Consider the following 25,310-nt stretch of genomic DNA (forward strand, 5'->3'; position numbering starts at 1 on the left):
CATTCACATTATATCATAGATTCTTGGAAAAGCAACTAGAAAATTCGAAGCTATTTTTAGTTAAGACAGACAAATTTTCTTCTTTATTTTTGTTTTATAAATGTTTTATAAAGCGACTATAAAAATCAAAGTTTGACTTTTATTTTCTTTCTTTTGAATGATGAATAGATACTTTCCTTCAAAAATCGAAAAGAATCATTTCGATTTTATTTTCTCTCAATGTTTAGAATCCACATAAAAATCCAAATCGTATTTCGCAAGATCCAGTTCTTCTTTCAGCCTAGTAAACTTGATTTTACGCTCGTAAATCAGAATTCTTTAAAAATAATTTGTTTTTTAGGAACAGAAATAATTCCAAACTTCCATCGAAAAATATTTCTGCTACAGTATGGATTTTATTAAACTTTATTAAAGTTATAACTTGTTTTATGACAACAAACGTTATAAATCCTGCATTTTTAATTTTCTGATTATTACCTTAATGCGATTGTAGAACCCATTTTTTTAGTTCTTTCAAAGTTTCCTGCTCCCCTTTGTCTTTGAGCATTTTTAAATAAGTTTCTAAATAACGGCGAGTCTTTGGATGAAGAACATAATGATCTCTGGAATGCATATAATATTCATACGGATCACTATCAGAATAAAGACTTCCGCGATAAGTGCGGCTGGCAGCAATACGGTCACAAATCATTTCTGCCACATAGCGCGGTGGTATCTCCATTCCACAAAGCTGATGATCAGCCCCTGTAGAATAGTCGATCCAGTATTCCAGATGATGTCGGTTGCGTCCTTTATGATGCAGCCATGCAGCACTATACCCTGTTTTTAAACGCTGTGCATCATTTGGGCTCCGGTTTCCCTGATAATATTTTGCACCTGCCCAAAATTCCGTTGGTGAAAATTTGGACAAATCATGCAAAAGTCCTTGTTTATAAAGGCCGATACGAAAGCAGTATTTTAAGACAAGCCATCGATGGTGGCTGACTGTTCGGAAATGTTTAATCGGATGCAACATAAAATTTTCCTCTCAGAAAGATTTTCCCTTTCTATTATATATATTATATAAGATTATATAATTTATCTTCTTCGTTTTTTTCTTTTAAACACATAAAAAATTAAATCCGCATTCATAAATTATTCTTTGACTTTAGATTTCATTCAGTATAGAATATCTTACACAAATGAATTGTTTGGAAAGTGAGGGAATCAGAATTATGAAAAGCGAGTTTGTTCCGGAATTGGAAGGCGCTCTAAGAAAACATATGATCAAAATTCCAACGGTCATCAATGAAGTCTGTGGCGTGCGCGTAATGGGCAAGCTGATAAAATCATTGCTGTTTTCCACCGATATTGCCATCATCAGAAATTGCAACGCCGATGCTATCATGGCCGTCTATCCATTTACACCGCAGCCGATCATTGCCAACTCCATCATCACCTGCGCAGATGTTCCTGTTTTTATTGGTGTCGGTGGCGGCACAACCCTCGGAAAACGTGTAACAAATCTCGCCGAAAATGCGGAATATCTTGGTGCTGCAGGCGTAGTCGTCAATGCACCGACTCCCGATGAGACGCTTACTTTCGTTTCGGATAAGATTAATATTCCAGTCACAATTACTGTCGTCTCTGAAAAGACCGATATTGAAAAACGGCTGGAAAGCGGAGCCAGCATTTTAAACGTTTCAGCTGCTGCACGCACTCCGTTCGTTGTCTCTGAAATTCGCAAGCGCTTTCCAAAAGTTCCGATCATTGCGACTGGGGGTTCCACAGACGACGATATTCTTCGTACAATCGATGCCGGTGCGAATGCAATCACCTACACTCCGCCGACTACAGCAGAACTTTTTAAAAAGCTGATGACTTTCTACCGCGAAGAATCAAACCAATCATAACAAAAGCCAAAAGAGTCAATCTGTGCAAAATACAGATTGGCTCTTTTCTTTGCAACAGGTTCAATCGCACTAGATGCAGCAATGGTCCAAAGGCTTAAATCACACAACTCAACAGCAACAATAAAAGTCCATCCCTTATCGCAAAATAAGCGTCTTCTTTATTCAGGACTTTATTGTTTAGACTTTTTCAAAAAGTCAATATACTCATTTCCCCATACCTCGATAGCATCTAAGACAGGCTTAAAGTGCTGCCCGAGACTAGAGAGCGAATATTCAACTTTGGGCGGAATTTGATTATAAGCCGTACGAATCAGCAGTCCATTCTCCTCCATCATGCGAAGCTGCTTGGATAACGTTGCCTGGGTCAGGTTCGGCAGTTCTCTTTGCAGTTCATTGAATCGCATGGTCCTGAGGCTCAAGTAATACATAATCAACAGTGTCCATTTTCCCGTGAGCAGTTTCTGTGAAGTGACATAGGGACAGATCCCAAATAAGTCTTTTTCCATTTTTGCCTCATTAGTATCTAATAAGATACTTACTATATTAAAATATTGTACTTGAATAATTTCTAAAACTATGTTTTTATTATAGTGTTGAAATGTGTTTAAATCAATCTTTTTACTAAAATGGAGGCGTCAATTCATGAAAGAAGTCTATGATTTTTTAAAGCAGGCCAATACTTATTTTCTTGCAACGGAGGATGGGGACCAGCCCAGGGTTCGTCCATTTGGTACCATAAACATTTTTGAAGGCAAACTTTATATCCAAACAGGCAAAGTAAAAAAAGTATATCGGCAAATCAAGGCAAATTCAAAGATTGAAATCAGCGCCACAGTCGGCGAAAAATGGATTCGTGTCGAAGCGAATGCCATCGAAGATGACAGAATTGAGCCCAAACAAAGTATGCTGGATGCATATCCCTCTCTCCAGAAAATGTATAAGGCTGACGATGGAAATACCACAGTGTTCTATCTGAAAAATGTTACTGCAACGATATTTTCCTTCTCAGAAGAGCCTAAGACCTATCAATTTTAAGAGGTAATACAACCGATTGTTTTTGCGGCCGGAGCCATCAAAAATTTGATGGCTCCGGTTTTTTATGCTTAAATCCAGTTGTTTTCTGCATGTGCGGCTATGCAAAATCAATTTTCGTTTTCTGTGCCCACCTTTTCAGATAACGATTCCTTTGCAGTGGTCGATCTCGTGTTGGATAATCTGTGCCGTCCATCCGGTAAAAGTCTTGTATCGATTCTGAAAGTCACTATTTTGATACTGCACCTTGATCGATTTCCAACGCTTTGTTCTGCGCGTACCGAGAAGAGATAAACAGCCCTCCTCGGTTTCAAAAGGCTGGAATTTTTTAATAATTTCCGGGTTAAACATCACCATGTATTTTCCATCGTTATCAAAGGCAATGATACATTTATGCACTCCGATCATATTTGCCGCCATGCCCACACAACTCTCTTTATGAGCCTCTAGTGTTTCCAGCAGATCCCCCGCAACCGACAGATCCTCCTTTGTAGCGGGTTGCGATTTTTGCGAAAGAAACCCAACCTCTTTCATAATTTCGCGAACCATCCGATTGCCTCCCCCTCAGTTAAAAATATTTCGACATCAATTTTATATGAAAACGGTTATTATGCTATCAATCAGGAAATCATAAATCATAAGTTTGATTATCATGCGAAACGGATTTCTATGAATCTTTAAGATTGCGCCTAGTCATCTCAAAAAATAAAAGCAATGCCCTTTTTGAAAATGCCAAAGATTTCAAAAAGGGCAAAAAGGTTAAGATGAAAAATGTTCAGTTGACTATTGCAATCCTGCCCCCAAATAAACGGACGGGTTTGTAACAATGGAATCTCTGATTGAAACAACGTAATCAAAAATCCCAGGAAAAGCAAATGCACAGCGGCAAAAACCGCTGTGCATCTAATGTGACCGTATCACATGGTTGCGGGGGCTGGATTTGAACCAACGACCTTCGGGTTATGAGCCCGACGAGCTACCGGACTGCTCCACCCCGCGATATCTGCGCTCTTTTCTAGGCGCGATATTTATTATAACGCGGTCTTTCATAAAAAGCAAGTGTTTTTCATTTTTTTATTATAATAATTTTTACAATTAATATTTCTGTTTTCTTTTATTTAAAATGTTCCCCTTGTGTTCTTTTACAAATTACGCTATGATTAATAAACTGTTGTATTGAAGTCGTTTTAAGACTAGTTAAAACTTTTTTCCAGAGATTGGAGTCATTTCATGTCAAAAGTCAAACATGTAATTAAAAAAAATCTATTTGTAATTATTACACTTTCAATTTCCCTCGGGCTTTTAATTGGCTTTCTTATGACACAGGATCAAAAAAGCCTTCAAGAAATTCTTGCACACTTGGAACCCGGCTGGATGCTTGCCGCCATCTTCGCCATGCTGCTCACTTGGTTTTTAGAAGGAGTCTGCAACTGGCTTTTATGTCATCACCTGTATCCTGAATGGACGCTAAAACGTTCCATTATTGTAGGAATGATCGGTATTCTGTATAACAATATCACGCCGTTTTCTACCGGCGGTCAGCCTATGCAAATCTACTCCATGCATAAAATGGGAATGAAAACCGGAAAAGCCGGTGCCATTATTGCGGTAAAAACCCTAACTTACCAGTGCGTCATGGTCCTTTATGCCCTGATTCTCATGATCTTTCATCTTCACTTTTTTCAAACAGCTGTCAGCAACCTATCTTTTCTAACAATCTTTGGTGTTTTGACTAACGGTGCTTTTATTCTCTTGGTTCTGCTATTTTCAATTTATCCTCCTTTCGTTTACCGTCTAATTCACGGTGTACTTCATCTGCTGGAAAGAATTCATGTGGTTCATGATTTTCAGGCCAAATATGACGATACCGTCTTAAAGCTCAAAGTTTTTCATGACGGTATCAAAACAATGGGACAATCTATTAAACTATACGCATGTGTTTGTCTGGTCACTGTTTTCCAAATTACGTTCAACAGCATTGTTACCTATTTTATTTTTCTCAGCTTTGGACTGCGGGGTACCGGAATGTGGGTAATGATCGCTGCACAGGTATTTGTGAATATGATTGCTTCCTTTGTCCCACTGCCCGGAGCTTCCGGCGGAGCAGAAATTAGTTTTGGCATGTTCTTTCATATATTTTTCCGCGACGCCACCGCTCCGGCCATGCTGATCTGGAGAATGATCACTTATTACTTCGGGATCATTTTGGGCTGTATTTTTGCTTCAATCGGCAATCACAAATACAGTACCGCTATTCCTGATGATTTTTCGGGAAAAGACCTCTCGGATTTAACGGACGATTCAGATGAATAAAAGGTTTCTCTTTTGGCATTTCGCTTTTTGCGGAATGCTTTTTTGTTTCTTCGGGGCCATTTTTTAAAAGCTTTGCTCTTTTGCGCTGCGCAGCGGATTTTTCCAGTTCCACCAGAAGGATCGGACTAAGAGACAACAGGATGGTCACAAGCCATTGAAATCCGCTTAAAACAGCAGTGTGGAATACAACGGAAAGACTTGGAAATACAATCACGGAAACCATCAGCAAAGTACAAATAATAGCTGCGACTGCTAACTTAGGATTGCGCGTCTGATTCCGGTCAAAAATCCGGTATTCACTGCGCATATTGAACGTATGGGCAATTTCGCTGAGACTTAAAACTGCAAATTCCATGGTACGGCCAACCACTGGGCACGCCGGATTTACATCGAAGAATACACGTCCGATGGAATAGGCAAGAAGGCTGAGAGCCCCAATAAAGCAGCCTTCTACAACGATCGAATAGCCCAATCCGCCTCCAAACATTCCTTCATCTTTGCGAATCGGCGGCTTCTTCATAATATTCGGCGAGATTGGTTCTACTCCCAATGCGAGAGCCGGCAGCGAATCCGTAACAAGGTTGATCCACAAAAGCTGAATCGCAATCAATGGAAGTGGCAGACGAAGCAGGAATCCCACAAACACCGCCAAAATTTCTCCCATATTACAGGAAAGAAGAAAATGAATCGTTTTCCGAATATTTTCATAAATCCCGCGGCCTTCGCGGACCGCGTCTACGATGGTTGTAAAATTGTCATCGGCGAGGATCATATCTGCGGCACCTTTTGCAACATCCGTGCCGGATCTCCCCATTGCACAGCCGATATCGGCCGCTTTGAGCGCCGGCGCATCATTGACGCCGTCCCCGGTCATAGCGACTACCTCTCCATGTGCCTGAAATGCCTGCACAATCCGCACTTTATGAGCAGGAGAAACTCTTGCAAAGACACTGCATTTTTCAATTTGTTCCACCAGTTCGGGCTGCTTCATGGCATCGAGCTGAGGGCCGGTAATCACCTGCTCCGAACCTTTCAAAATGCCCAGTTCTTTTGCAACTGCACAGGCTGTCTGACGATAATCCCCTGTAATCATGACCGGCCTGATCCCAGCTTCTCTGCAAAGGGAAACAGCCGCCTTTACTTCTTTCCTCGGCGGATCATACAACCCGATCAGTCCCAAAAAGCGCATCCCGCTCTCCATCTGCTGCACAGTCATCCCCTGTACGGAAGAAACGGTTTTTTCCGCTACCGCTAAAACACGCAGCGCATTTTCCGCCATACGGTCGTTTTGGCGGGGAAGTCCCCCGCAAAGAGGGTACAATACATCCGGGGCGCCCTTCATAATCACCCGATAGTTTCCATCCGGCTGCCGTACAGCGACTGTCATACGTTTGCGCTCACTGGAGAAAGGAATCTCACGGACTCTCTGGAATTGTGCGTCAAGCACAGCCTTATTTCCAAAGACTTCACAGATAGCACGTTCAGTAGGCTCCCCAAGGATTTTATCACCGTCGGCTGTACAATTTGTACAGAGAGATGCAGCATCCAACAGACGGCGGGCAGCGGCACTATGAGGATTTAGCTGACCCTCTGCTGCATAAAGTTCACGAACCGTCATATGGTTTTGGGTAAGCGTGCCCGTTTTATCACTGCAAATTACGCTGGCACTGCCAAGCGTTTCTACCGCCATCAGATGACGTACAATCGCTTTCTTTAAAGCCATTCTCCGCACACCGGAAGCTAAAACAATCGTCACCACTGCCGGCAGTCCTTCCGGAATGGCAGCAACCGCCAAAGAAATTGCAATCAAGAACATTTCAAGCGGTGGAATCTTCTGAAACAATCCCATCAAAAAAATAATGGCGCATAAAATTAAGACGCCAATTCCCAAAACTCTGCTCACCACTGCCAGTTTTTTCTGCAGCGGTGTCTGCGGTGTCTGCGCAGTCTGCAGCATATGGGCGATTTTTCCAACCTGAGTATTGGTCCCTGTCGCTACTGCAATTCCGCGTCCATTTCCCGCCGCTACCACAGTGGAGGAAAAGCACATATTGCTTCGATCCCCTAAAGCTATCTTTTCCGGAAGCGGGTCAGTCCCTTTTGAAGCCGGCACACTCTCTCCGGTAAGCGCACTTTCTTCTACCCGCAGATCACTTGTTTCTGTCAAGCGCACATCGGCAGGCACCAGATTCCCTGTTTCGAGCACGACCAGATCCCCCGGTACAACCTCTTGTGCAGGGATTTTTCTGGTCTTTCCATCTCGAATTACTTTGGCCCATGGGGTCGCCATTTTACGCAAAGCAGAAATTGCCTTTTCTGCGCGGCTCTCCTGAAGGGTTCCAATCACCGCATTGACGGTTACAATGATTAAGATAACAATTGCATCCAGATAGTCCTCATCTTTCTGTAAAAAAGAAGTTAAAAAAGAAACTCCTGCCGCTATCAGCAAGATCAATACCATAAAATCAGAAAATTGGTGAAAAAAACGCCGGATCAGACTTTCGCCCTTCGCTTCCGGCAAAAGATTAGGTCCATACTTATGCAACAGCGATGTTGCCTGACTTTCTTTTAACCCTTTTTGGCAGTCTGTTTTCCATTTTTTAGCAGTTTCTTCCTTTGTCAGGTGATGCCAATCCATACTATTCCCCTTCCTTTCTCTGCTTTTAACCTATGCAAAAGAAGGGCAAAATAGACTTGCTTTTTATCGTCACGATTTTGTAGCCCTCCGCAACATGTTGCGCTTTTTACAACTTTTTGAAAAATATCCCAAATTATTCTTGATTTCGCAAATTTTTTGCACTATTCTAATGGAGTTCACAGAAAATGTGAAATATATTCACATAAGGGGGAAATAATGAAATGAATCGTATCCACGCAGGAACAGCCATTGAAGGAAATGTTCGTCTGGAATATTTCCTAGAGGAAGAGCCCTCGGTACAAAAGTCAGATTCTACCACTCCAAACTATTTGATTAGTATTGAAAAGATAGAATTTGAAACGGCTAGCGCTTCTATTCCATGTGAGAAAAATGGTGCGCTAAAATTTCTAGAGAAGCTTCGGCGCAATTCTGTTTTTCCAAGTACCCTTTCTGAAATCATCCAAGATTACAATTTTTCACAAACCAGTTGACATTTAAAAAGATTCTAGCTATACTTAACCCAAAGAGAAAAACAATAATAATTGTTATTTTTGGAGGGCTTTTGTCATGAAATATGTATGCAGTGTTTGTGGTTATGTTTACGATCCAGAAATTGGTGATTTAGAACATGGTATCCCAGCCGGAACAAAGTTTGAAGACTTGCCTTCCGATTGGGTATGTCCTCTTTGTGGGGCCGAAAAAGATCAGTTTGAAAAAGAATGAGGGTGTTAGAGGATGAGCGCAATGAAACTAAAAAATGGAATTTATTCGGTCGGCGTGCTAAATCCTGCCCTCCGCGTCTTTGATATTGTTATGGAAGCAAAATATGGAACCAGTTATAATGCGTTCCTAATAACCGGAGAGAAAAACATATTAATCGAGACCGTTCATGCCGACTTTTTTGAAGAATACATTAAAAATATCGAGCAAGTCGTCTCGCTCGATAAAATTGATGCACTGATCATGAATCACACGGAACCAGATCATTCTGGTTCGGTTGCACGGCTTTTAAAAAGATGCCCAAAGCTCACAATTTACTGCACTGTGGCAGCAAAAAAATATATGGAAGCGATTGCAAATGAAAGTTTGCCCTGCCATATTATAAAGCCAGGAGAAATTTTGGATCTCGGCAACAACAGGGAACTGCAATTTATTCCCGCGCCGCTCCTGCATTGGCCCGACAGCATGTTCACATGGTATCCCGCCGAAAAGACGCTTTTTACCTGTGATTTTCTGGGTACCCATTACTGCGAACCCACCATGCTGGACACTGGTATTCATGACCAAAAGGCTTATGAAGAACAGTTTGCCTACTATTTTAAAGGGATTTTCAGGCCATTTAAGCCTTATGTTTTAAAGGGACTTGCTTTGATAGATGCTCTTCCTGCAGAAATGATCTGTCCAAGCCATGGCCCCTGTTTAACAAAAAATATTGAGCAAAGAAAAAAGCTCTACCGTCTTTGGAGCACTCCGGAATCCCCGGGAAAAAAGTTGATTTTTATTCCTTATGTTTCTGCATACGGCTATACCAAAAAACTTGCAGAAGCTGCAGCAGAAGCACTCTCTTCGAATCAAGATCTGGAAGTCTCTATGATGGATCTTGTTCATGCAGATGCTTTTGAGGTTGCCTCTAAAATCAACAGCTGCCAGGCGCTCTTGGTCGGTTCCGATACGATCAACCGGGACGCGCCCTCCGTTGTTTGGAAAGCGCTCGCGATGATTGACGCCATCAACACCCGCAAACCTGCCGGTGCATTTGGTTCCTTCGGCTGGAGTGGAGAAGCTGTTCCTATGATAAAAGCCCGCTTGGAAGGATTGAAATTTAAATTCCAGGGGGATGGGCTGCGTGTCAACTTTATGCCTACCGAAGAAGACCTGAATTCTATGAAAAATTACGCTCTTCAGATCGTTTCATCTCTTTGAGATTGTTAAAAGCAGAGCAGAAATTAATTTTTTAATTTCTGCTCTGCTTTTTAATTTTGTAAAAATTTTGATGTAAAAAACGTCTCGCCCTTTTTAATAAAGAAAGGGGCGAGACGAAAATAAAGCTCCCAGATTTAATCAGGGGTCATTTTTAAGGCCCAAAAGCCACTCTACCGAAACACCAAGGATCTTTGAGAGAGCAATCAACTCAATATCAGATACACTCCGGATCTGCCCTTCCAGTTTTGAAAGACCAGAAGCATTCATATCCACACCGTTGACCTGCAGCTGTGCAAGAAGCTCTTTCTGCTTCATCCCAAGATCCTTACGGGCTTCTTCTACACGGGCTCCAACTAGATTGCGGCTCCCAAGTGCCTGTTTGCGTAATCTCAACGTGCTTCATCTCCCGTAAATTAATCAATTATCGCTTGCATTCGGGAATGGAATCCCCGGAAAATGATTCATCCCATATAAATTGTTAACAGTATAATCTTTTTCCCCTAAAAGCGCAATAATAAAACTAATTTTCCTTTTAATTTAAAGAACAATTCAAAAAATTTCAAAATCATAAATTTTTTTTACATATTATTTGTTATTTCCCAGGAACCTTGCTATAATATCCCTAACGCAACTTTCTATCCATACTATGCTGCTATGCCATTTAAGGTGGCAGCAGCCAAAATTTTAATGGAGATGAAGATTCCATGTACACACCCCCTGTAAAAACAAATTTGACGATGCTGACCGATTTTTACGAAATTACGATGGCCAATGGCTATTTTCAAAATGGATACCGCGACCGGATTGTCTATTTTGATATGTTTTTCCGCAACATCCCTGACAATGGCGGGTTTGCCATCATGGCAGGTGTTCAAGAAGTCGCCGAATACATGAAAAACCTGACCTTTACCGAAAAAGATATTGATTACCTGAGAGGCTGCAAAATCTTCAGCGAAGAATTTTTGCAGTACTTGAAGGACTTCCATTTTTGCTGTGATGTGTGGGCCGTTCCGGAAGGGGTACCGATCTTTCCGGGAGAGCCCATTCTGACTGTCCGCGGGCCGGTAATTCAGGCACAATTTGTCGAGACAATGATTCTTCTGACAATCAATCACGAAAGTCTGATCGCCACGAAAGCAAATCGGATCGTCCGTGCAGCGGAAGGTCGCCCTGTTATGGAATTCGGCTCCCGCAGGGCACAGGGGGCCGATGGTGCCATTTTAGGCGCACGTGCGTCCTATATCGGCGGCTGCTGCGGAACTGCCTGCACGATTTGTGACCGAGACTATCAAGTGCCGGCACTGGGGACTATGGCACACAGCTGGGTTCAGCTTTTTGATAATGAATATGATGCCTTCCGCGCTTACGCAAAAGAATATCCGCACGCCTGCACATTGCTCGTAGATACCTACAATGTGTTAAAATCGGGCATTCCAAATGCGATTAAAGTGTTTAATGACGTGCTTCTTCCCATGGGCTATCGTCCCGCCGGTATTCGAATTGACAGCGGTGATATTACCTATCTTTCAAAGCTCGCACGCAAGATGCTGGACACTGCAGGTTTTCCGGACTGCAAAATCTGTGCCAGCAACAGTTTAGATGAATACATTATTCGGGACATGCTGGCTCAAGGCGCCAAAGTAGACTCCTTTGGAGTTGGCGAACGCATGATTACCAGCAGCAGCTGTCCGGTTTTTGGCGGAGTGTACAAGCTCTCTGCGGTAGAAGAACCAGATGGCTCCATTACACCGAAAATCAAAGTCAGCGAAAATGTAACGAAGATTACGACTCCCTGCTTTAAGGAACTTTGGCGTCTATATGACCGGGATTCCGGAAAAGCGATCGCAGATGTGGTAACCCTGCATGAAGAAAATATCGACGATACAAAGCCTTACGAAATCTTCGACCCTGAACACGAATGGAAGAAAAAGAAAATTACAAATTTCCGTGCGGTACGGCTGCGTGAACGGCTTTTTGACGGTGGAAAATGCGTCATGCACAAAAAGACACTGCCCGAGCTAAGGGCCTTCTGCAAGGAGCAGGTCTCTACCCTATGGGATGAGGTGCTGCGTTTTGAAAATCCCCACAACTATTATGTAGACTTAAGTCGTCCACTCTGGGAAGTCAAGCGCCAGCTTCTGGACTCCTATACCTATTGATAAAAAGATTAATTGACTTTCATTTTAAAATTCGATATAATGGATAAACGCGAGCAGACCGGGCAGCTGCGGATACAGCGGGAAACGGCGTATCTGAGGAAAGTCCGAGCTCCACAGGGCATGGATAACGGCTAACGGCCGCCGGGGGTGACCCTAGGGAAAGTGCAACAGAAATATACCGCCGCTCTTTTGAGCGGTAAGGATGGAAAGGCGAGGTAAGAGCTCACCAGCATTCGGAGAACCGAATGGCTCTGCAAACCCTATCCGGAGCAACACCGCAGTGGGACATTTTGTGTCGGCCCGGCACGTCCCTAGAAGGTGGCATCGAGCTATGGCGGCAACGCCTGGCCAAGATAGATAGCTGTCAGAACAGAACTCGGCTTATAAGTCTGGTCGTAAACCCGGTATGGAAACATGCCGGGTTTTTTATATCCTAAATTTTAAAACAATCTCTTAGACAAAAAGCGATCAAGGACAATAGTCCCTGGTCGCTTTTTGTATTCTAAATTGAAAGTTTATCATACAAGTATCACTGAAAATCGCCTTAAATTATCCTTTGGCAGAAAAACGATCATATTTTAACGCATCAATCTGCACACAAGTCGGTTCTCCGGTAACGAGTTCACTCATAATTGTACCGACTCCAGGCCCGATGCCAAATCCATGGCCTGTAAAGCCACAGGCGATAAACAATCCCGGAATCTCATTGACCTTATCAATAATTGGAACCTGATCAGCAGAGATATCAAGCCAGCCTGCCCAATGACGAACAATTTTTGCATCCGCCAAGACCGGAAAATATTTCATAATTCCTCGGCAGACACTTTCCGCCGTCATGGAAGTGGACTTTGCGGATTCCGATTCTTTATGATTTTTATGATAATTTTCCAAGCCGGAACAACCACCAAACGCAAAAGAACCGTGCTTCGTCTGATGGCCATAAAAATCCGCTTCGGCCGTACCCAGCATCTGCCAGAACATCGGCGGCTGCACTTCTGTTACCAGACATTCATTCAGCATCCGATAAAGCGGCACATCAATTCCGACGGTATTTAAGATTGCACGGGAACCATATCCCGCCGCTACAATAATGTTGTCTGCTTCATAAGTATTTCCGGCATCCGTGACCACCGCTCTGGCTTTTCCGCAGTGAAGCTGAATCTTTGTAATTTTTTCTCCAGTGATAAAATGAACTCCCAGTTGGAGCGCACGACGATAAAATGCCAGCGTCGTCATCATGGGATTCGCATGCCCGTCAGTGGGGCACCAGGAAGCACCAATTACCTCTTGAGACATATAGGGACAGATTTCTCTAGCCTCGTCCCCTGTAATCATTTTGACGTCCAGCCCTGCCGCCTGACTCTTTTGAGTCAGCTTTTTTAAAGTTTCGAGATGTGCCGGCGTTTTTCCGAGACGAAGATTTCCGTCCTGATGATACTCCACATCGACACCCAGTTCTTCGTTCAGGTTAGGCCACAGATTTTGAATGGCATACATAGCAATCGGCAATTCACGCACATCACGCGCAGACTGGCGAACACCACCGCCATTGCGGCTCGAACCGCCATTTCCAATCATGGTCTGTTCTAACACCAAACACTTTAATCCTTTTTTCGCAAGATAATAAGCGGATGAATTCCCAATAATTCCGCCCCCAATAATAATTACATCTGCATTCATTAATCATCCACCTCATTGCTGAAAATTTTCATTTCAATGGGACGCGCCGGGCCACGGGCAGTCGGCTCTTCTAAATCTGAAGGGCGAATTCCCAGCTCTTTTGCCATAATTCCCTTTACAATTTTTGTGCAGGTACCACCTTGACACAGTCCCATTCCCGCACGGGTAAACCGTTTTAGTTCCGTCATCGTGCGCATGCCGTCATGGATTGCGCGACGGATTTCTCCTTTTGTAATTTCTTCACAGCGACAAATAATCAAATCATCGTCCGGCTGAGGAACGAATTCGCCAATATCAAGATTACGGTCAATTATTTTTGCCATTTTTAAGCCTCCCCCTTAAAGAATCGCGCCTTCATAGACATGTTAGCCGGTACTTTCATGGTGAGAAGCACGGTTCCATCCATAATCGGTGCAGTTCTTGTCTCCAAAACTTCGGCATCACATAGGACGGAGCCATCCCGTCCCAATGCTTTTCCGTGATCTCCTTTTGCTGGAAGCGGCAAAAACTCGTAAGGTAAAGTGACGCTGGCATATCCGGGCTCATATTCTTCGTTGACCAGGAAAATCGCCTGTCCGGAGCAAGATGCAACACACATTCCGCAGCCGGTACATTTTTTCTGAGAATCAACGGCCGGCAGGCGGGTAATCTGACTTCCTACCCGAATACAGCCAAATTTACAGGCATCCTGACAAGGATTACAAGGAATATTCTGTGTACATTCGATAACCGGGTGAATCCCTTTTGCATGGGTAACACCGGGAAATTTCTCGATTTCTTCATCTGAAACAAATCCCTTTTTCAGAAGGCTCTGAGAAAGCGGAATTCCCTCATCCGTTTCTTTTAGATCGATCCTTCCACGATTTTGAGGAGAGAACATTCCCTGATGCAGCTGATCCATAGAGGAACGCAGCTTCTGAACTTTCTCTTCAAATACGGCATCTTCCAAATAGCCCAGACGATGTGCGGCGGCCGCTCCGGCAATTCTTCCGCCGATCATTGCAGAGGAAGCCTCTTCAATTCCGGCAACATCTCCTGCCGCAAATAATCCGGGCACAGAAGTCTGATTATAAGCATCTACCGCCGGAACCGGTCCGCCCTTATCAATCATTTCACAGCCTGCCATACGTGTTAGCTGACTCATCGGTGACAGTCCTACTGCCATGCAGATGGTATCAACGTCGAAATGCTTTTCGGTCCCTTTGATGGGCTGAAACTTTTCATCTACTGCTGCAATCTTTACGCCGGTCACACAATCTTTGCCCTCTGCTTCCACAACCGTGTGGGAAAGATAAAACGGAACTCCCATTCGTGTCAGCTTTGAAGCATGAACTCCGTATCCGCCGACACGCGGTGCCGCATCAATAATTGCCGCAACTTCGATTCCCGCCTGCATCAGCTGAAAAGAAACAACCAGTCCAACGTTTCCGCTTCCAACCATCAACACTTTTGTGCCGGGTTGGACTCCATGCAGATTCATCATTGTCTGCGCTGCACCCGCTCCGATCACGCCCGGCAGAGTCCATCCTTTAAACGGAACCATGTTCTCCCTTGCGCCGGTTGCTACGATGATATTATCGCCCTTATAGTGATGAACTTCTCCATCCTTCATAACGGTAATTTCCATGCAGTCAAAAATCCCCATTACAATCGCATTGAGGCAAACTTCTACACCCAGTTTTTCCGCTTCTTCCAACAGTTCCTGCCCAATTCGAAATCCACGGATTTTGGCTTTATGTTCCTTAGAACCGAAAAATTTATGAATCTGTTTAAAAAGCTGTCCTCCGGGACGGGCATTTTCATCAAACACAATGACTTTCATTCCTGCTTTAGCGCCTTCAATTGCAGCAGAAAGCCCGGCCGGTCCAGCTCCAATTACAATCAGTTCGTATCTTTTCATTTTCATATTTGCTTACTCCTTTGCCTTGATGCCATATTGTGTCTGTACTTTCATACCGGCCTTGAGCGGTGTTACACAAGTACGGATATTGGGTTTTCCGTCCACAATCATGACACAGTCTGTGCAGCGCCCAATCGCACAAAACACGCCGCGCGGTTTTCCAAAGCGGGAAGTATAACGGTGAGTCATCACCCCTGCCGCACGCAAAGCTGCAGCAATCGGTTCTCCTTCGTATCCCTGCATATCTTTTCCGTCCAATGTGAAGGTGACCAATTCACCTTTTTGAAATTCTCCCAAAATCGGATGTTTCTGAATTCTCACGATATTCGCCCCTTATATTCAAAGTTCCTCTGCTGAAGTTCCTTTTACAACGACAACAGGAGATTCTGTTCCTTCTAGAATTCCCTCATAATTGACTGCAGACTCTTCTTCTCCCGGACGCAGTTCGGCTCCTGTTCCTTTTTTCCATTTATAAATACCTATGCTGACAGCCACGATCACCAAAGGCACAATTAGCCAGATTACCATTGCGGGAATCAGCTGCCCGCTCATAAACATGATCGGTACCATCGAAACCTGGAACATATCCACAAAGGTCGTAAAGATTCCGGCTACTCCAACATCTTCCAAAACCGGTGCTTTATAATCCGGGTCACTGATACGATACAGGATAACGCCGATCGCCATAACGCCGGTGCACATTCCAAAGATATAAATTCCACGCTCGAACCAATAATTGTGGAAAATGTGGCGGGATACAACCAAAAGCCATATCAGGCAGCATGCAAGGCCAAGCAGAGAGATGATGATCAGCGGCACCGCATAGCTGATAACAACACTGATATTAATTGACGCAACACCGAATCCAACCAAATAATCGGTCACACAGGAACCGATTCTTGTAATCAGTTTCTGATCCACATAATGATCCAACTTTACAGCTTGCAGCAATTTATTCATCAGCCAGCCGCAAATCAATGCGATTCCATAAGTCGGTACGGAAAAAGAAGGCCAAATGCTCTTGAGCACATTGTTTAAAAGATACGCGCCGCCTACTGCGGTCAAAATAATGCAGAGATGCCAGGCTAAAGGATCAATAGAAATTGAATTAACCGTAGCTTTGCCGATCGATTTCTGATCCTTTTCTTCCACTAATCCTGTTTTCATTTCCTGTGAAAGCCCACTAACTTCTTTGATCAGTCGGGTCCATTTTTTACGTGTTCCGATATTAATCAAAAGGATTCCGATGAAAATTCCATCCAGCAAGCCAATCGTTGCGAACGTCTGCCCGATCGAAGTGGCGGAAGTCCAGCCGCATCCCTCCGAAAGAGCTGCTCCAACGGCAGCGGCGGTTCCATGGCCGCCTTCAAATCCGGATGCCATCAGCATTCCGAAGCCCGGATTTAGATCTGGGAAAATTGTGGCCGCCAAAATCAGAGACGCTGCAATCCCGACTCCCCACTGGATCATGATTCCGCTCGTCGTCACTGCAAAAGTATCGCCAACACTTTTGATTGTCTCTTTAAATTTTGTTTTTTGTTTGCGGCCGATCAGCAATGTTCCAAACAATACCGAAATCATGATGCTTGGATAGACTGAAATACTGCTGCTCAGCGGTAAAATATTCATAAAATATTTTCCGCCGATCACCCCTAAGATTCCTGCTACTAGCGAAGATGGAATATACCAATTTTGCAAGAATTTCAATTTTGTCCGCAGAATATTTGCAATAAACAGTAGCGCGGACATAATCGCAAAGTCGTAAAACAAAGTTGTTGCCGAAAATTCCATGATGTTTCCTTCTTTCTTAAATCAGACAAGTGTAAACCCAAAAGCAAGTTAACTCGAAGGAAAGAACGTCATTGTTCAAAATTGCCAGGGCCGTCACATGTAAATGGAAAGACTAGTCTTTTTGGCATCAAAAAAGGAGCCCATGACAAACGAATGTCATGAACTCCTCTTTGAGCTTTTCTTTTTCCGGAATACCTTTACTATAAATTTCTTTGTTATGAAAGTCAACATCCTAAGACGTACTAAAAAAAATACATTTTATCTTATTTTTTAAAGTCTGAAGAAAAATCAAAGCTGAAATCTTTGATATACCTCAGTGCACCACTCAAAATATTCTTCTGTATGTCGGCGATATGTCTTCTCAAATTTCAGAGCATCTCTTTCTTTAATTGCCTCCATCAAAACCCTATTATCTGCAATCGAATGAAGATGATTTTCCAGTGGAATCCCGTTCCAAAGCCAATTAAAATTACAAAGCGGAGGAATGGAAAGCCATGCTTTCAGCACAAGCGGCATTTTTGCTTCCTCCATAATAGAAATTCGAAACTGGCGGCACAAATCTGCAGCATGATGAATTTCCCGCTGTTCCACAAGCAGCTCAATTTGTTCCAACTGTTTTTCTAAATAAAAAACAGTTTCTTCTGTGATCCGTTCCATTGTATGGCAAATCATTAAATCCACCAAAGCACAATCCATCCCAAGCATTTCATGAATTTCTTCCAAACGAACCACTGTAATAGTCCAGCCACAGCCGGTGGAATTTCTTTTGATCATGTTTTCGTTCTCTAATTTTCGCAGTGCTTGCCGCGCCGGGGTTCTGCTCACCAAAAATTTCTGCGCAATTTCTCCCTCGGTAAGGACCACATTCGGATTAAATTGTCCGTATAAGATCTCTTCTTTTAATCTGCAATAAACATCTTCTTTTAGAGAACGACCCATTTTCTCATCTCCTTCTATTGAAATCATTTTAATAAGAAAGAGAATTTTTGTCAATCATGAATATAATTTGTTTATAAGAATTGATAAAAACGCCTAAATTTGATTTACATAATCTCTAAATTATCCTAGCGTGTTTTTATATGATTCCCTTATTAAATTAAAAAACAGCACTTTTAATTTAATAAAAAATAGTTTTTAAGCAATTTTAAGTATTATGCTTCATTTTTGCCCAAAAGCCGGGGTGCCAAAAAGAGTGCCAAGAGCATTCCGCTAAAGCCCCCCACCAATTTTCCAAAAATCAGTGCAGGAACAATCTGCGGAAGCGTCTGGGAAGCATATGCCATATGATCGCCGAATGTGCAGGATGCAGATACAATCAAAGAAATATTCAGCATTCTGCCTCGGTCATCCATATCAGACAGCATTTCCATCGTTGGCAGAGGGTTCGCAAGCGTAATCAAAAGCCCCGTTACGGAAGTTTTATTGATTTTCATCCGTTTGCCGATACGCTCCAGTCCTTTGTGCCCAACTTTTCGCAATACAAAAAGTAACGGAAACGCTCCCGCTAAAAAAATCGTGATCCCACCAACAATCTGAAACACTTCATTGATGCTGCCCATTCCGTCTAAAACTTTCAACCCTGTCAGCTGAGAAAATCCGGCTATTGCCAGACCTGCTATCGAAATTCCTAACATGATTTTCCCAAAAACCGAAAAAGCAGGCACAATCTTTTCTCCCAAAAGCAACAAAGCAATTAAAAGGGCTACCGAAACGATCAATACCGGTATCGTATTAAAAAACAGCATCGAAAAAGGAAAGCCTGCCGCCAAACCACCTGCAAGACATCCCAGCGGAACGGTTGCAACTCCGGCTACCATTCCATAAATTGCTGCCGGACGTTCTTTGTCTTTTGTAAAGGTCATCGTTAAGGGCAGCTGAAACATAATCGTTGTCCCTAACATGGAACCTACGATCATTCCATTGTAAATTCCGGCCTGCGGATCGTTCGCCATCTCTGTTGCCAACACATATCCGCCGGAATCGTTTGCAATCACCAGGCCCGCAAAACTAGAAGGGTCCGCTCCAATGGACTGAAAAATCGGAGCTAAAACAAAGCCTAGACTATGTGCCGCTACCGGTGCCAAAACCATAAAGCCTGACATGCACAGAATCAATCTTCCCGCTGATTGAAATCCATTTTCAAATTCTTTACCCAGCCCAAATCGGTTCCCAAAAATATCATCCAATGCACCCAACAGCAAAAAGACAGCCATAATTGCAGTTAGGATCATTTGGAAATTCACTTTCTACTCCTCCTTCCCATACTTTTTAAAATTCTATCTTTCAGTCTACGAATTCTGTCTTTTTGCTTCTCCGCTAGCAACAATATCCACCCCGGTATCCATAATGTTGGGAATCAGCACCTGATAACGATGAACCGGGGCCTGTAAATGGAGCATATGAATTTTTTTCATACAGTTCATCAACAATTCTTTTGGCAACGGACGGTTGGAACGCACCGCTACAAGCGGCTCATTACTGTCGCTTACTAAAGCAGTAGAGGTCAAAATTCGTACCGGATGAACAAATTCGCTGCGGGCGTACTGTTCTCCGCGAGCACAAGTATAACCTTTTATGGAGCGAATCACTTCTCCTTCTCCGCAAACAGTGATCCTGCATCCCATCGGACAAACTGTACAAGTAATTTCTTTTTCCATGATCAATTCCTCTTTTCCGCATCGACTGTAAGCGTTTTCCCTGAAAGTGAAGCGGTTGGGACACAGATATGCTGCATTTCGCCCGGATTCACACGGGGCAGACGTTTTTCGAAAAGCAATCCTTCCTCACAGAATACTTTTAATGTCGTTTCTTTCTGTGGCTGTTTGACACGAAAATAGACCGTTATATTTTCCGCTTCATTGGAAACGGTAATTTTCTGCGGACAAAGATACCGCACATTTTCTCCCGGCCGGCATACCACCACCTGTTTAGGAGTTGGAAGCTGTCCCATCGCATATTTAGCCGCATTTTTCCCAGCAAGCATACTCTCTGTTGAAACATTATCCACCAAATCGTTTACATGGACTACATTTCCGCAGGCAAAAAGTCTGGGCGCACTGGTCTGCATATACTGATTGACAACCGGTCCGTTTGTCACGTTGTCCATTTCGATCTTGGCTGCTCTTGAAAGTTCATTCTCAGGAATCAAGCCAACTGAAAGCAGTAAGGTATCGCAGTCAAAAAACACTTCTGTATTCGGAATCGGGATACGGTTCTGGTCAACTTTTGCTACATAGACTCCCTCTACACGCTGATTTCCAACAATTCTTGTTACAGTATGAGAGAGCAGCAATGGAATTCCGAAATCATCCAAACATTGCACCCGGTTACGAGTGAGTCCCGCGAGATAATCCATAACTTCTACTACCGCGACCACTCTGGCTCCTTCCAATGTAAGACGGCGTGCCATAATCATCCCGATATCTCCGGAGCCCAAAATCACTACTTTTTTCCCGACCATTTCGTTCTGCCGATTGACCATTCTCTGAGCGGAACCGGCGGTATAAATTCCTGCTGGACGGGTCCCCGGAATCTGGATATTCCCCCGGGTCTTTTCACGGCATCCCATAGCAAGCACGACACTTTGGGCTTTTACCATCGTTATTCCATAGCGGGAATTCGTGCAATAGATCGTCCCATCTTGCCGAACTTCCAAAACCATGGTATCCAGCAGCGTTTTAATACCGGCCTGCTCCACTTTTTCAATAAAACGTGCTGCATATTCGGGCCCGGTGAGTTCTTCCTTAAAAAGCGACAACCCGAATCCCGGATGCACACACTGCTGCAAAATGCCTCCCAATGCGGTGTCACGTTCAATGATCAATACTTTCTCTGCACCCTGCTCTTTCGCTGCAGCCGCTGCTGCAAGCCCCGCCGGGCCTGCTCCGATCACCGCTACATCACATGTAATTTCATACATTATGTAATCCCCCCTTATCTTACTTTTCCGGCAATCATGTAAGAACCTTTATCATTCTTATTGATTTGGTCAGCAGATACTCCCAGTTCGCGTGCAAGGATTTCCAGTACCCTTGGCCCACAAAATCCGCCTTGGCAGCGCCCGAGCCCTGCGCGCACGCGGCGTTTAACTGCATCCATGCTACGGGCAGGAATAGGGCTGTGAATTGCCGCAACAATTTCTCCTTCTGTAATTGTTTCGCAGCGGCAGACCACTCTGCCATATAAAGGATTTTTCTGGATCATTTCATCTTGCTGCTCCCGGGTAAGCTCTCGAAACCGTATAATTCCTTTCCGAACCGGATTAAAATCGGGATTCATTTCTGCAGGCATTCCAAGCTTTAAAAGGGTCTGTGCCACATATTTTCCAAGGGAAGCGGAAGCCGTTAATCCCGTAGAACGCACTCCTGATAGGTTTATATAATTTGTTAAGTCGTCATAAGTATCTACATGCAGTCCCTCCGGATTTCGATTTGGGCGCAGACCGCTGTACTGTGTGATCGTATCACGAAGATTGACATTCGGAATCAAGTGCCGCACATCTTCCGCAACACTCTTAAGCCCTGCCGCATCCGTTGATCGATCCTCCTTATCCGAAAGATCCTCCGCTGTTGGGCCAACCAACATATTCCCGTGAATAGTCGGGCACATCAGCTTTCCTTTTGTAACTTTCGTTGGAATCGGCAATATAATATGTTCCACTTTACAGGATGTATTTTTATCAAGAACATAAAACTGTCCTTTTCGTGGGTTAACCGTATAATCATTTTTTCCAACCATTGCTGCAATTTCATCGCAATGCAGTCCGGCCGCATTGACGACCCATTTGCAGGAAATCTCCCCGGCTGTTGTTTCCACCGCTGTTATTTTTCCTTGTTCCCTATGCATTTCGGTCACTTCTGTTCCCAGAAGGAAATCAGCACCGTTCTGCTGTGCATTTTCAGCATAACCAACGACTAACAGGAATGGATCAATGATACTCTCCCGCGGAATATATAACCCTGCTTTCGTCTCCGGGTTCAAATTTGGTTCCATTTTAAGCAATTCTTTGCCTGAAAGATATTCCACATCATATACACGGTTTTTAAATGCCTTTTCTTTCAATGCCGGTAATTTTTCATACTGCTCCTGTGTGATTGCCGGAAGAATCCCACCAATTCTTGAAAACGGGACATCTAAATCTTTTGTAAGCTTGTCATACATAGGGTTTGCTGCAACAACCAACTGAGATTCCAATGTGTCCGGGGAGGCATCATATCCCGTATGAATAATTGCACTGTTTGCTTTGGAAGCGTCTCCACCAACATCTTCCTTTTTTTCGACCACCAATACGCGGACCTGATATTTTGTCAGTTCTCGTGCGATGGAACAACCGACCGCTCCGGCCCCAATAATCAGCACATCTGTGTTTCTCATTGTTTTTCCTCCTAAAACTAAAAACTTTATGGTGTCTCTGTTTGAAGCCATCCAAGAGAACGTTCCACTGCTCTGTGCCAATGGTAGAGTAGTGTCTGCCGTTCATCGTCCGACATTTTTGGCTCGTATCGACACTGTAACTGCCAATTACACTCAATCTCGCTCAAAGACGAAAACCAACCTTCTCCAAAAGCAGCAAGATAAGCGGCTCCCAAGCTGCTGGTTTCCGAAATCACCGGGACATCTACTGGAATATTCAAAATATCCGCCTGAAACTGCATCAAAAATGAATTGACCGCCATTCCCCCATCTGCTCGCATTACTCCAATGGGGAATCCAGAATCTCTAACCATAACATCAAGATTGTCTGATACCTGATAAGCAATACTTTCCAGAGTTGCCCGAACGATCTGCTCTTTTTCCGTCGTAGAACTGATTCCAAAAATCGTTCCGCGCGCACAACTATCCCAATGAGGGGCTGCCAATCCCACAAACGCCGGTACAAAATAAATACCGCCATTATCCTCTATACTCTCTGCCATTTGCTGCGTTTGCTCAAAAGACTCGATCATTCCCATCTTTTCACGCAGCCAATTAACCGCCGCCCCGGCCGTATAAATACCGCCGTCTAAAGCAAACGTATCTTTTTGCCCAAGATTCCACGCTACCGTCGTCAAAAGTCCGCCCGAAGACTTTATAGGGGTCCGCCCTGTATTCATAAGAAGAAAGCAGCCTGTTCCATAAGTTGTTTTTATCATTCCTGTATGAAAGCAGCACTGTCCAAACAACGCTGCCTGCTGATCGACTATTAAGCCTGAAACAGGAATTTGAAGCCCTAAAAAGCACTGCGGTTGGGTCATACCGAATCGCTGTGCACTGCTGCCAATTTGAGGGAGCATCTTACGAGGAAGGGAAAGTATCTCTAAGATCTCGTCATCCCACTCCCCCCTATAAATGTTATAAAGCATGGTGCGCGAAGCAGTGGAAGGATCCGTCATATGGATTTTTCCTCCCGTCATTTTCCAAAGGAACCAACTGCCAAGCGTTCCAGCGCAAAGTTCCCCATTTTCTGCCCGCTGATATCCATTGGGAATTTGATTCAATTCCCAAACAAATTTTTCTGCACTAAAATAAGAATCCGGAAAAAATCCCGTCCGTTTTTGAATTTCTTCCCCATACTTCGCGGCTAACTCTTCCACCGCTGATACCATTCTTCGGTCCTGCCAATTAATTGCCTGGGAAAGCGGATTTCCAGTTGATCTCTCCCAAATCAAGCAGCTTTCTCCCTGGTGGTCAAGCCCGATTTCTAAAATTTGTGCATTTAAAGGGAGCTGCAATAACGCTTTTTTTACTGCACACAGTAAATCTTCCCAAAGGACATTCGCATCTTGCTCCATCCAGCCAGGATTTGGGCTGTTCATTATATGTTTTTGATAACCTTTTGCTGCAACATTCCATTTCTCATCCATTACCAACACTGTCGTTCCAGTTGTTCCAGCATCTATTCCCATAAAATATCCTGTATGCTTCATAGGCTTCCCCTCCGTATGTGGAATATTGATGATATTGTGTGATATTTTATGGATTTATAATAGCATAGGAAATAAAAAATAGCAAGAAAAGAAAAGCATTTTCTTGCTACTTTTTCATAAAATTTTATCAAAATAATGAAAGAACCTGCACTCTCAAAAATGATGAGTACAGGTTCTCTCTTTTGTAATTTTTATCATGAAAAGATCACCGAGCAAAACAAATCCGCAGTCCCTTATCACGGTAACGCTGAGCTTCTTTTTCTGGTAAACTGTCATCCACTACAATGGTATGAATATCCGAAACAGGACAGACACGGTTCATTGCAATCACTCCGAACTTGCTGGAATCTGCAACGATAATCACTTGATCGGAATGTCTGATCATCAGACGCCGGGTATTGGCTTCTGCCAAATGATAATCGGTAATACCGTTTTCAATGGTAATCCCTCCAGCACCAATAATCGCTTTATCCGCATAAAAATTTTCGAGACTATTATCACATAAATATCCGGAAACCGATAGATCCCCATTTCTAAGCTCTCCGCCAAGCAGAATTACCCGGTTTTCTGGATTTACTTCAATGAGTGCCTGAGCAGTTAAAGTAGAATTTGTAATAACGGTAATCCTCTTTTTGCTGCCGAGCTGGCGTGCCGTTTCTAAGACGGTCGTTCCTACATCCATAAACAAAGTATCCCCATCCGATACCAGTTCTGCCGCAGCAGCAGCAATTTTTTTCTTTTCATCTTCCTTCTCTACTTCACGCCGTTTATATGCCGGCTCTTGTGTATTGAACCCTTTTTTAACAGCCCCGCCGTATACACGTTTCAAATAATTATTTTCTTCAAGATATTCCAAATCACGCCGAATTGTTTCGATCGAGACGCCGAACTCTTCCATTAAATCGCTGACCTTTATCACATTGGTCTGCTGAATCTTTTGAATGATCTTGCTTCTTCTCTCCTGTAGCATAAAGATTCCTCCAAAAAACGAAATTCTTTTAATTGGATTATATCACATTGTTTTGTGTAATTCCACACAAATTCATCATTTAAACCAAAAAATGCCGATCTGCAAAA

Annotated in this window: 24 protein-coding genes, 1 tRNA gene and 1 other RNA gene; 8 read left to right on the forward strand and 18 right to left on the reverse strand. The window is 43.5% G+C overall.

From position 1 onward, the window contains the following. Window positions 1-478 precede the first annotated feature (478 nt). Entirely contained in the window at window positions 479-1,015 is a 537-nt protein-coding gene (locus ACVS9P_RS10415) for a DUF5662 family protein (protein ID WP_452103471.1), read from the reverse strand. Between the two features lie 199 nt (window positions 1,016-1,214). Between ACVS9P_RS10415 and ACVS9P_RS10420 the strand changes: the two genes are divergently transcribed. After that, window positions 1,215-1,892, forward strand: coding sequence for a hydrolase (locus tag ACVS9P_RS10420; protein ID WP_452103472.1), 678 nt, complete (start codon window positions 1,215-1,217; stop codon window positions 1,890-1,892). A gap of 170 nt (window positions 1,893-2,062) precedes the next feature. Here ACVS9P_RS10420 and ACVS9P_RS10425 read toward each other — a convergent pair whose 3' ends face one another. Beyond that, window positions 2,063-2,398 carry a winged helix-turn-helix transcriptional regulator gene (locus ACVS9P_RS10425; RefSeq protein ID WP_452103473.1) on the reverse strand — a complete coding sequence of 112 codons (336 nt, stop codon included), beginning with the start codon at window positions 2,396-2,398 and terminating at the stop codon, window positions 2,063-2,065. A gap of 136 nt (window positions 2,399-2,534) precedes the next feature. On the opposite strand from ACVS9P_RS10425, the gene ACVS9P_RS10430 reads away from it, so the two are divergent. Next, a complete protein-coding gene (locus ACVS9P_RS10430) occupies window positions 2,535-2,927 on the forward strand; it encodes a pyridoxamine 5'-phosphate oxidase family protein (RefSeq protein ID WP_452103474.1) in 393 nt (130 codons plus the stop codon). Window positions 2,928-3,062: 135 nt separating this feature from the next. Here the strand turns inward: ACVS9P_RS10430 and ACVS9P_RS10435 are convergent, their stop codons facing one another. Together ACVS9P_RS10435 and ACVS9P_RS10440 are read right to left on the reverse strand one after the other, a co-directional pair. Next, window positions 3,063-3,473: a peptide deformylase gene (locus ACVS9P_RS10435; protein ID WP_452103475.1), complete on the reverse strand. Its 411-nt coding sequence runs from the start codon at window positions 3,471-3,473 to the stop codon at window positions 3,063-3,065. Between the two features lie 373 nt (window positions 3,474-3,846). Then, window positions 3,847-3,923, reverse strand: a tRNA-Met gene (locus tag ACVS9P_RS10440). A gap of 231 nt (window positions 3,924-4,154) precedes the next feature. Here ACVS9P_RS10440 and ACVS9P_RS10445 point away from each other — a divergent pair. Then, on the forward strand, window positions 4,155-5,237 hold the full coding sequence (locus ACVS9P_RS10445; protein WP_452103476.1) for a lysylphosphatidylglycerol synthase transmembrane domain-containing protein: 1,083 nt from the start codon (window positions 4,155-4,157) through the stop codon (window positions 5,235-5,237). Here the strand turns inward: ACVS9P_RS10445 and ACVS9P_RS10450 are convergent. Next, window positions 5,176-7,875 carry a cation-translocating P-type ATPase gene (locus ACVS9P_RS10450; RefSeq protein ID WP_452103477.1) on the reverse strand — a complete coding sequence of 900 codons (2,700 nt, stop codon included), beginning with the start codon at window positions 7,873-7,875 and terminating at the stop codon, window positions 5,176-5,178. The genes ACVS9P_RS10445 and ACVS9P_RS10450 overlap by 62 nt on opposite strands. 221 nt (window positions 7,876-8,096) lie before the next feature. Here ACVS9P_RS10450 and ACVS9P_RS10455 point away from each other — a divergent pair, with 221 nt between their 5' ends. The 3 genes from ACVS9P_RS10455 to ACVS9P_RS10465 all read left to right on the forward strand — a co-directional run bounded on the left by ACVS9P_RS10455 (window position 8,097) and on the right by ACVS9P_RS10465 (window position 9,798). Further along, complete coding sequence (locus tag ACVS9P_RS10455; RefSeq protein ID WP_452103478.1) at window positions 8,097-8,366, forward strand: DUF6514 family protein; 270 nt, start codon at window positions 8,097-8,099, stop codon at window positions 8,364-8,366. Window positions 8,367-8,442: 76 nt separating this feature from the next. After that, complete coding sequence (gene rd / locus ACVS9P_RS10460) at window positions 8,443-8,598, forward strand: rubredoxin (RefSeq protein WP_452103479.1); 156 nt, start codon at window positions 8,443-8,445, stop codon at window positions 8,596-8,598. Between the two features lie 21 nt (window positions 8,599-8,619). Continuing rightward, a complete protein-coding gene (locus ACVS9P_RS10465; protein WP_452103480.1) occupies window positions 8,620-9,798 on the forward strand; it encodes an FprA family A-type flavoprotein in 1,179 nt (392 codons plus the stop codon). Between the two features lie 138 nt (window positions 9,799-9,936). On the opposite strand, the gene ACVS9P_RS10470 is transcribed toward ACVS9P_RS10465, so the two are convergent. Continuing rightward, window positions 9,937-10,191 (reverse strand): helix-turn-helix domain-containing protein, encoded by a 255-nt coding sequence (locus ACVS9P_RS10470; protein ID WP_180341993.1) that lies wholly within the window; start codon window positions 10,189-10,191, stop codon window positions 9,937-9,939. A gap of 311 nt (window positions 10,192-10,502) precedes the next feature. Here ACVS9P_RS10470 and ACVS9P_RS10475 point away from each other — a divergent pair, with 311 nt between their 5' ends. After that, window positions 10,503-11,957 carry a nicotinate phosphoribosyltransferase gene (locus ACVS9P_RS10475; protein WP_452103481.1) on the forward strand — a complete coding sequence of 485 codons (1,455 nt, stop codon included), beginning with the start codon at window positions 10,503-10,505 and terminating at the stop codon, window positions 11,955-11,957. A gap of 50 nt (window positions 11,958-12,007) precedes the next feature. Continuing rightward, window positions 12,008-12,357, forward strand: an RNA gene (gene rnpB / locus ACVS9P_RS10480) — RNase P RNA component class A. A 149-nt stretch (window positions 12,358-12,506) separates the two neighbouring features. Here rnpB and ACVS9P_RS10485 read toward each other — a convergent pair. The 12 genes from ACVS9P_RS10485 to ACVS9P_RS10540 all read right to left on the reverse strand — a co-directional run bounded on the left by ACVS9P_RS10485 (window position 12,507) and on the right by ACVS9P_RS10540 (window position 25,203). Next, window positions 12,507-13,637: an NAD(P)/FAD-dependent oxidoreductase gene (locus tag ACVS9P_RS10485; protein WP_452103482.1), complete on the reverse strand. Its 1,131-nt coding sequence runs from the start codon at window positions 13,635-13,637 to the stop codon at window positions 12,507-12,509. Then, window positions 13,637-13,960, reverse strand: coding sequence for a (2Fe-2S)-binding protein (locus ACVS9P_RS10490; RefSeq protein ID WP_180341991.1), 324 nt, complete (start codon window positions 13,958-13,960; stop codon window positions 13,637-13,639). Before ACVS9P_RS10490 ends, ACVS9P_RS10485 begins: the two co-directional genes overlap by 1 nt. A gap of 2 nt (window positions 13,961-13,962) precedes the next feature. Then, window positions 13,963-15,537 carry an FAD-dependent oxidoreductase gene (locus tag ACVS9P_RS10495; RefSeq protein WP_452104706.1) on the reverse strand — a complete coding sequence of 525 codons (1,575 nt, stop codon included), beginning with the start codon at window positions 15,535-15,537 and terminating at the stop codon, window positions 13,963-13,965. A 12-nt stretch (window positions 15,538-15,549) separates the two neighbouring features. Beyond that, window positions 15,550-15,858 carry a (2Fe-2S)-binding protein gene (locus tag ACVS9P_RS10500; protein WP_452103483.1) on the reverse strand — a complete coding sequence of 103 codons (309 nt, stop codon included), beginning with the start codon at window positions 15,856-15,858 and terminating at the stop codon, window positions 15,550-15,552. Between the two features lie 18 nt (window positions 15,859-15,876). After that, the gene (locus ACVS9P_RS10505; protein ID WP_452103484.1) at window positions 15,877-17,328 is read right to left on the reverse strand and encodes a sodium/glutamate symporter; all 1,452 of its coding nucleotides are present in this window, start codon (window positions 17,326-17,328) and stop codon (window positions 15,877-15,879) included. Between the two features lie 288 nt (window positions 17,329-17,616). Further along, window positions 17,617-18,267: a GntR family transcriptional regulator gene (locus ACVS9P_RS10510; protein WP_452103485.1), complete on the reverse strand. Its 651-nt coding sequence runs from the start codon at window positions 18,265-18,267 to the stop codon at window positions 17,617-17,619. A gap of 212 nt (window positions 18,268-18,479) precedes the next feature. Then, window positions 18,480-19,571: an ethanolamine utilization protein EutH gene (locus ACVS9P_RS10515; protein ID WP_452103486.1), complete on the reverse strand. Its 1,092-nt coding sequence runs from the start codon at window positions 19,569-19,571 to the stop codon at window positions 18,480-18,482. A gap of 45 nt (window positions 19,572-19,616) precedes the next feature. Beyond that, window positions 19,617-19,985, reverse strand: coding sequence for a DUF1667 domain-containing protein (locus tag ACVS9P_RS10520; protein WP_452103487.1), 369 nt, complete (start codon window positions 19,983-19,985; stop codon window positions 19,617-19,619). A 2-nt stretch (window positions 19,986-19,987) separates the two neighbouring features. Beyond that, the gene (locus ACVS9P_RS10525) at window positions 19,988-21,247 is read right to left on the reverse strand and encodes an NAD(P)/FAD-dependent oxidoreductase (RefSeq protein ID WP_452103488.1); all 1,260 of its coding nucleotides are present in this window, start codon (window positions 21,245-21,247) and stop codon (window positions 19,988-19,990) included. A 14-nt stretch (window positions 21,248-21,261) separates the two neighbouring features. Then, entirely contained in the window at window positions 21,262-22,701 is a 1,440-nt protein-coding gene (locus tag ACVS9P_RS10530) for an FAD-dependent oxidoreductase (protein WP_452103489.1), read from the reverse strand. Window positions 22,702-22,727: 26 nt separating this feature from the next. Further along, window positions 22,728-24,233 carry an FGGY family carbohydrate kinase gene (locus tag ACVS9P_RS10535; protein ID WP_452103490.1) on the reverse strand — a complete coding sequence of 502 codons (1,506 nt, stop codon included), beginning with the start codon at window positions 24,231-24,233 and terminating at the stop codon, window positions 22,728-22,730. 205 nt (window positions 24,234-24,438) lie between these two features. Then, window positions 24,439-25,203: a DeoR/GlpR family DNA-binding transcription regulator gene (locus ACVS9P_RS10540; protein WP_452103491.1), complete on the reverse strand. Its 765-nt coding sequence runs from the start codon at window positions 25,201-25,203 to the stop codon at window positions 24,439-24,441. Window positions 25,204-25,310: the final 107 nt, after the last annotated feature.

The organism is Caproicibacterium sp. NSD3, assembly GCF_053613275.1.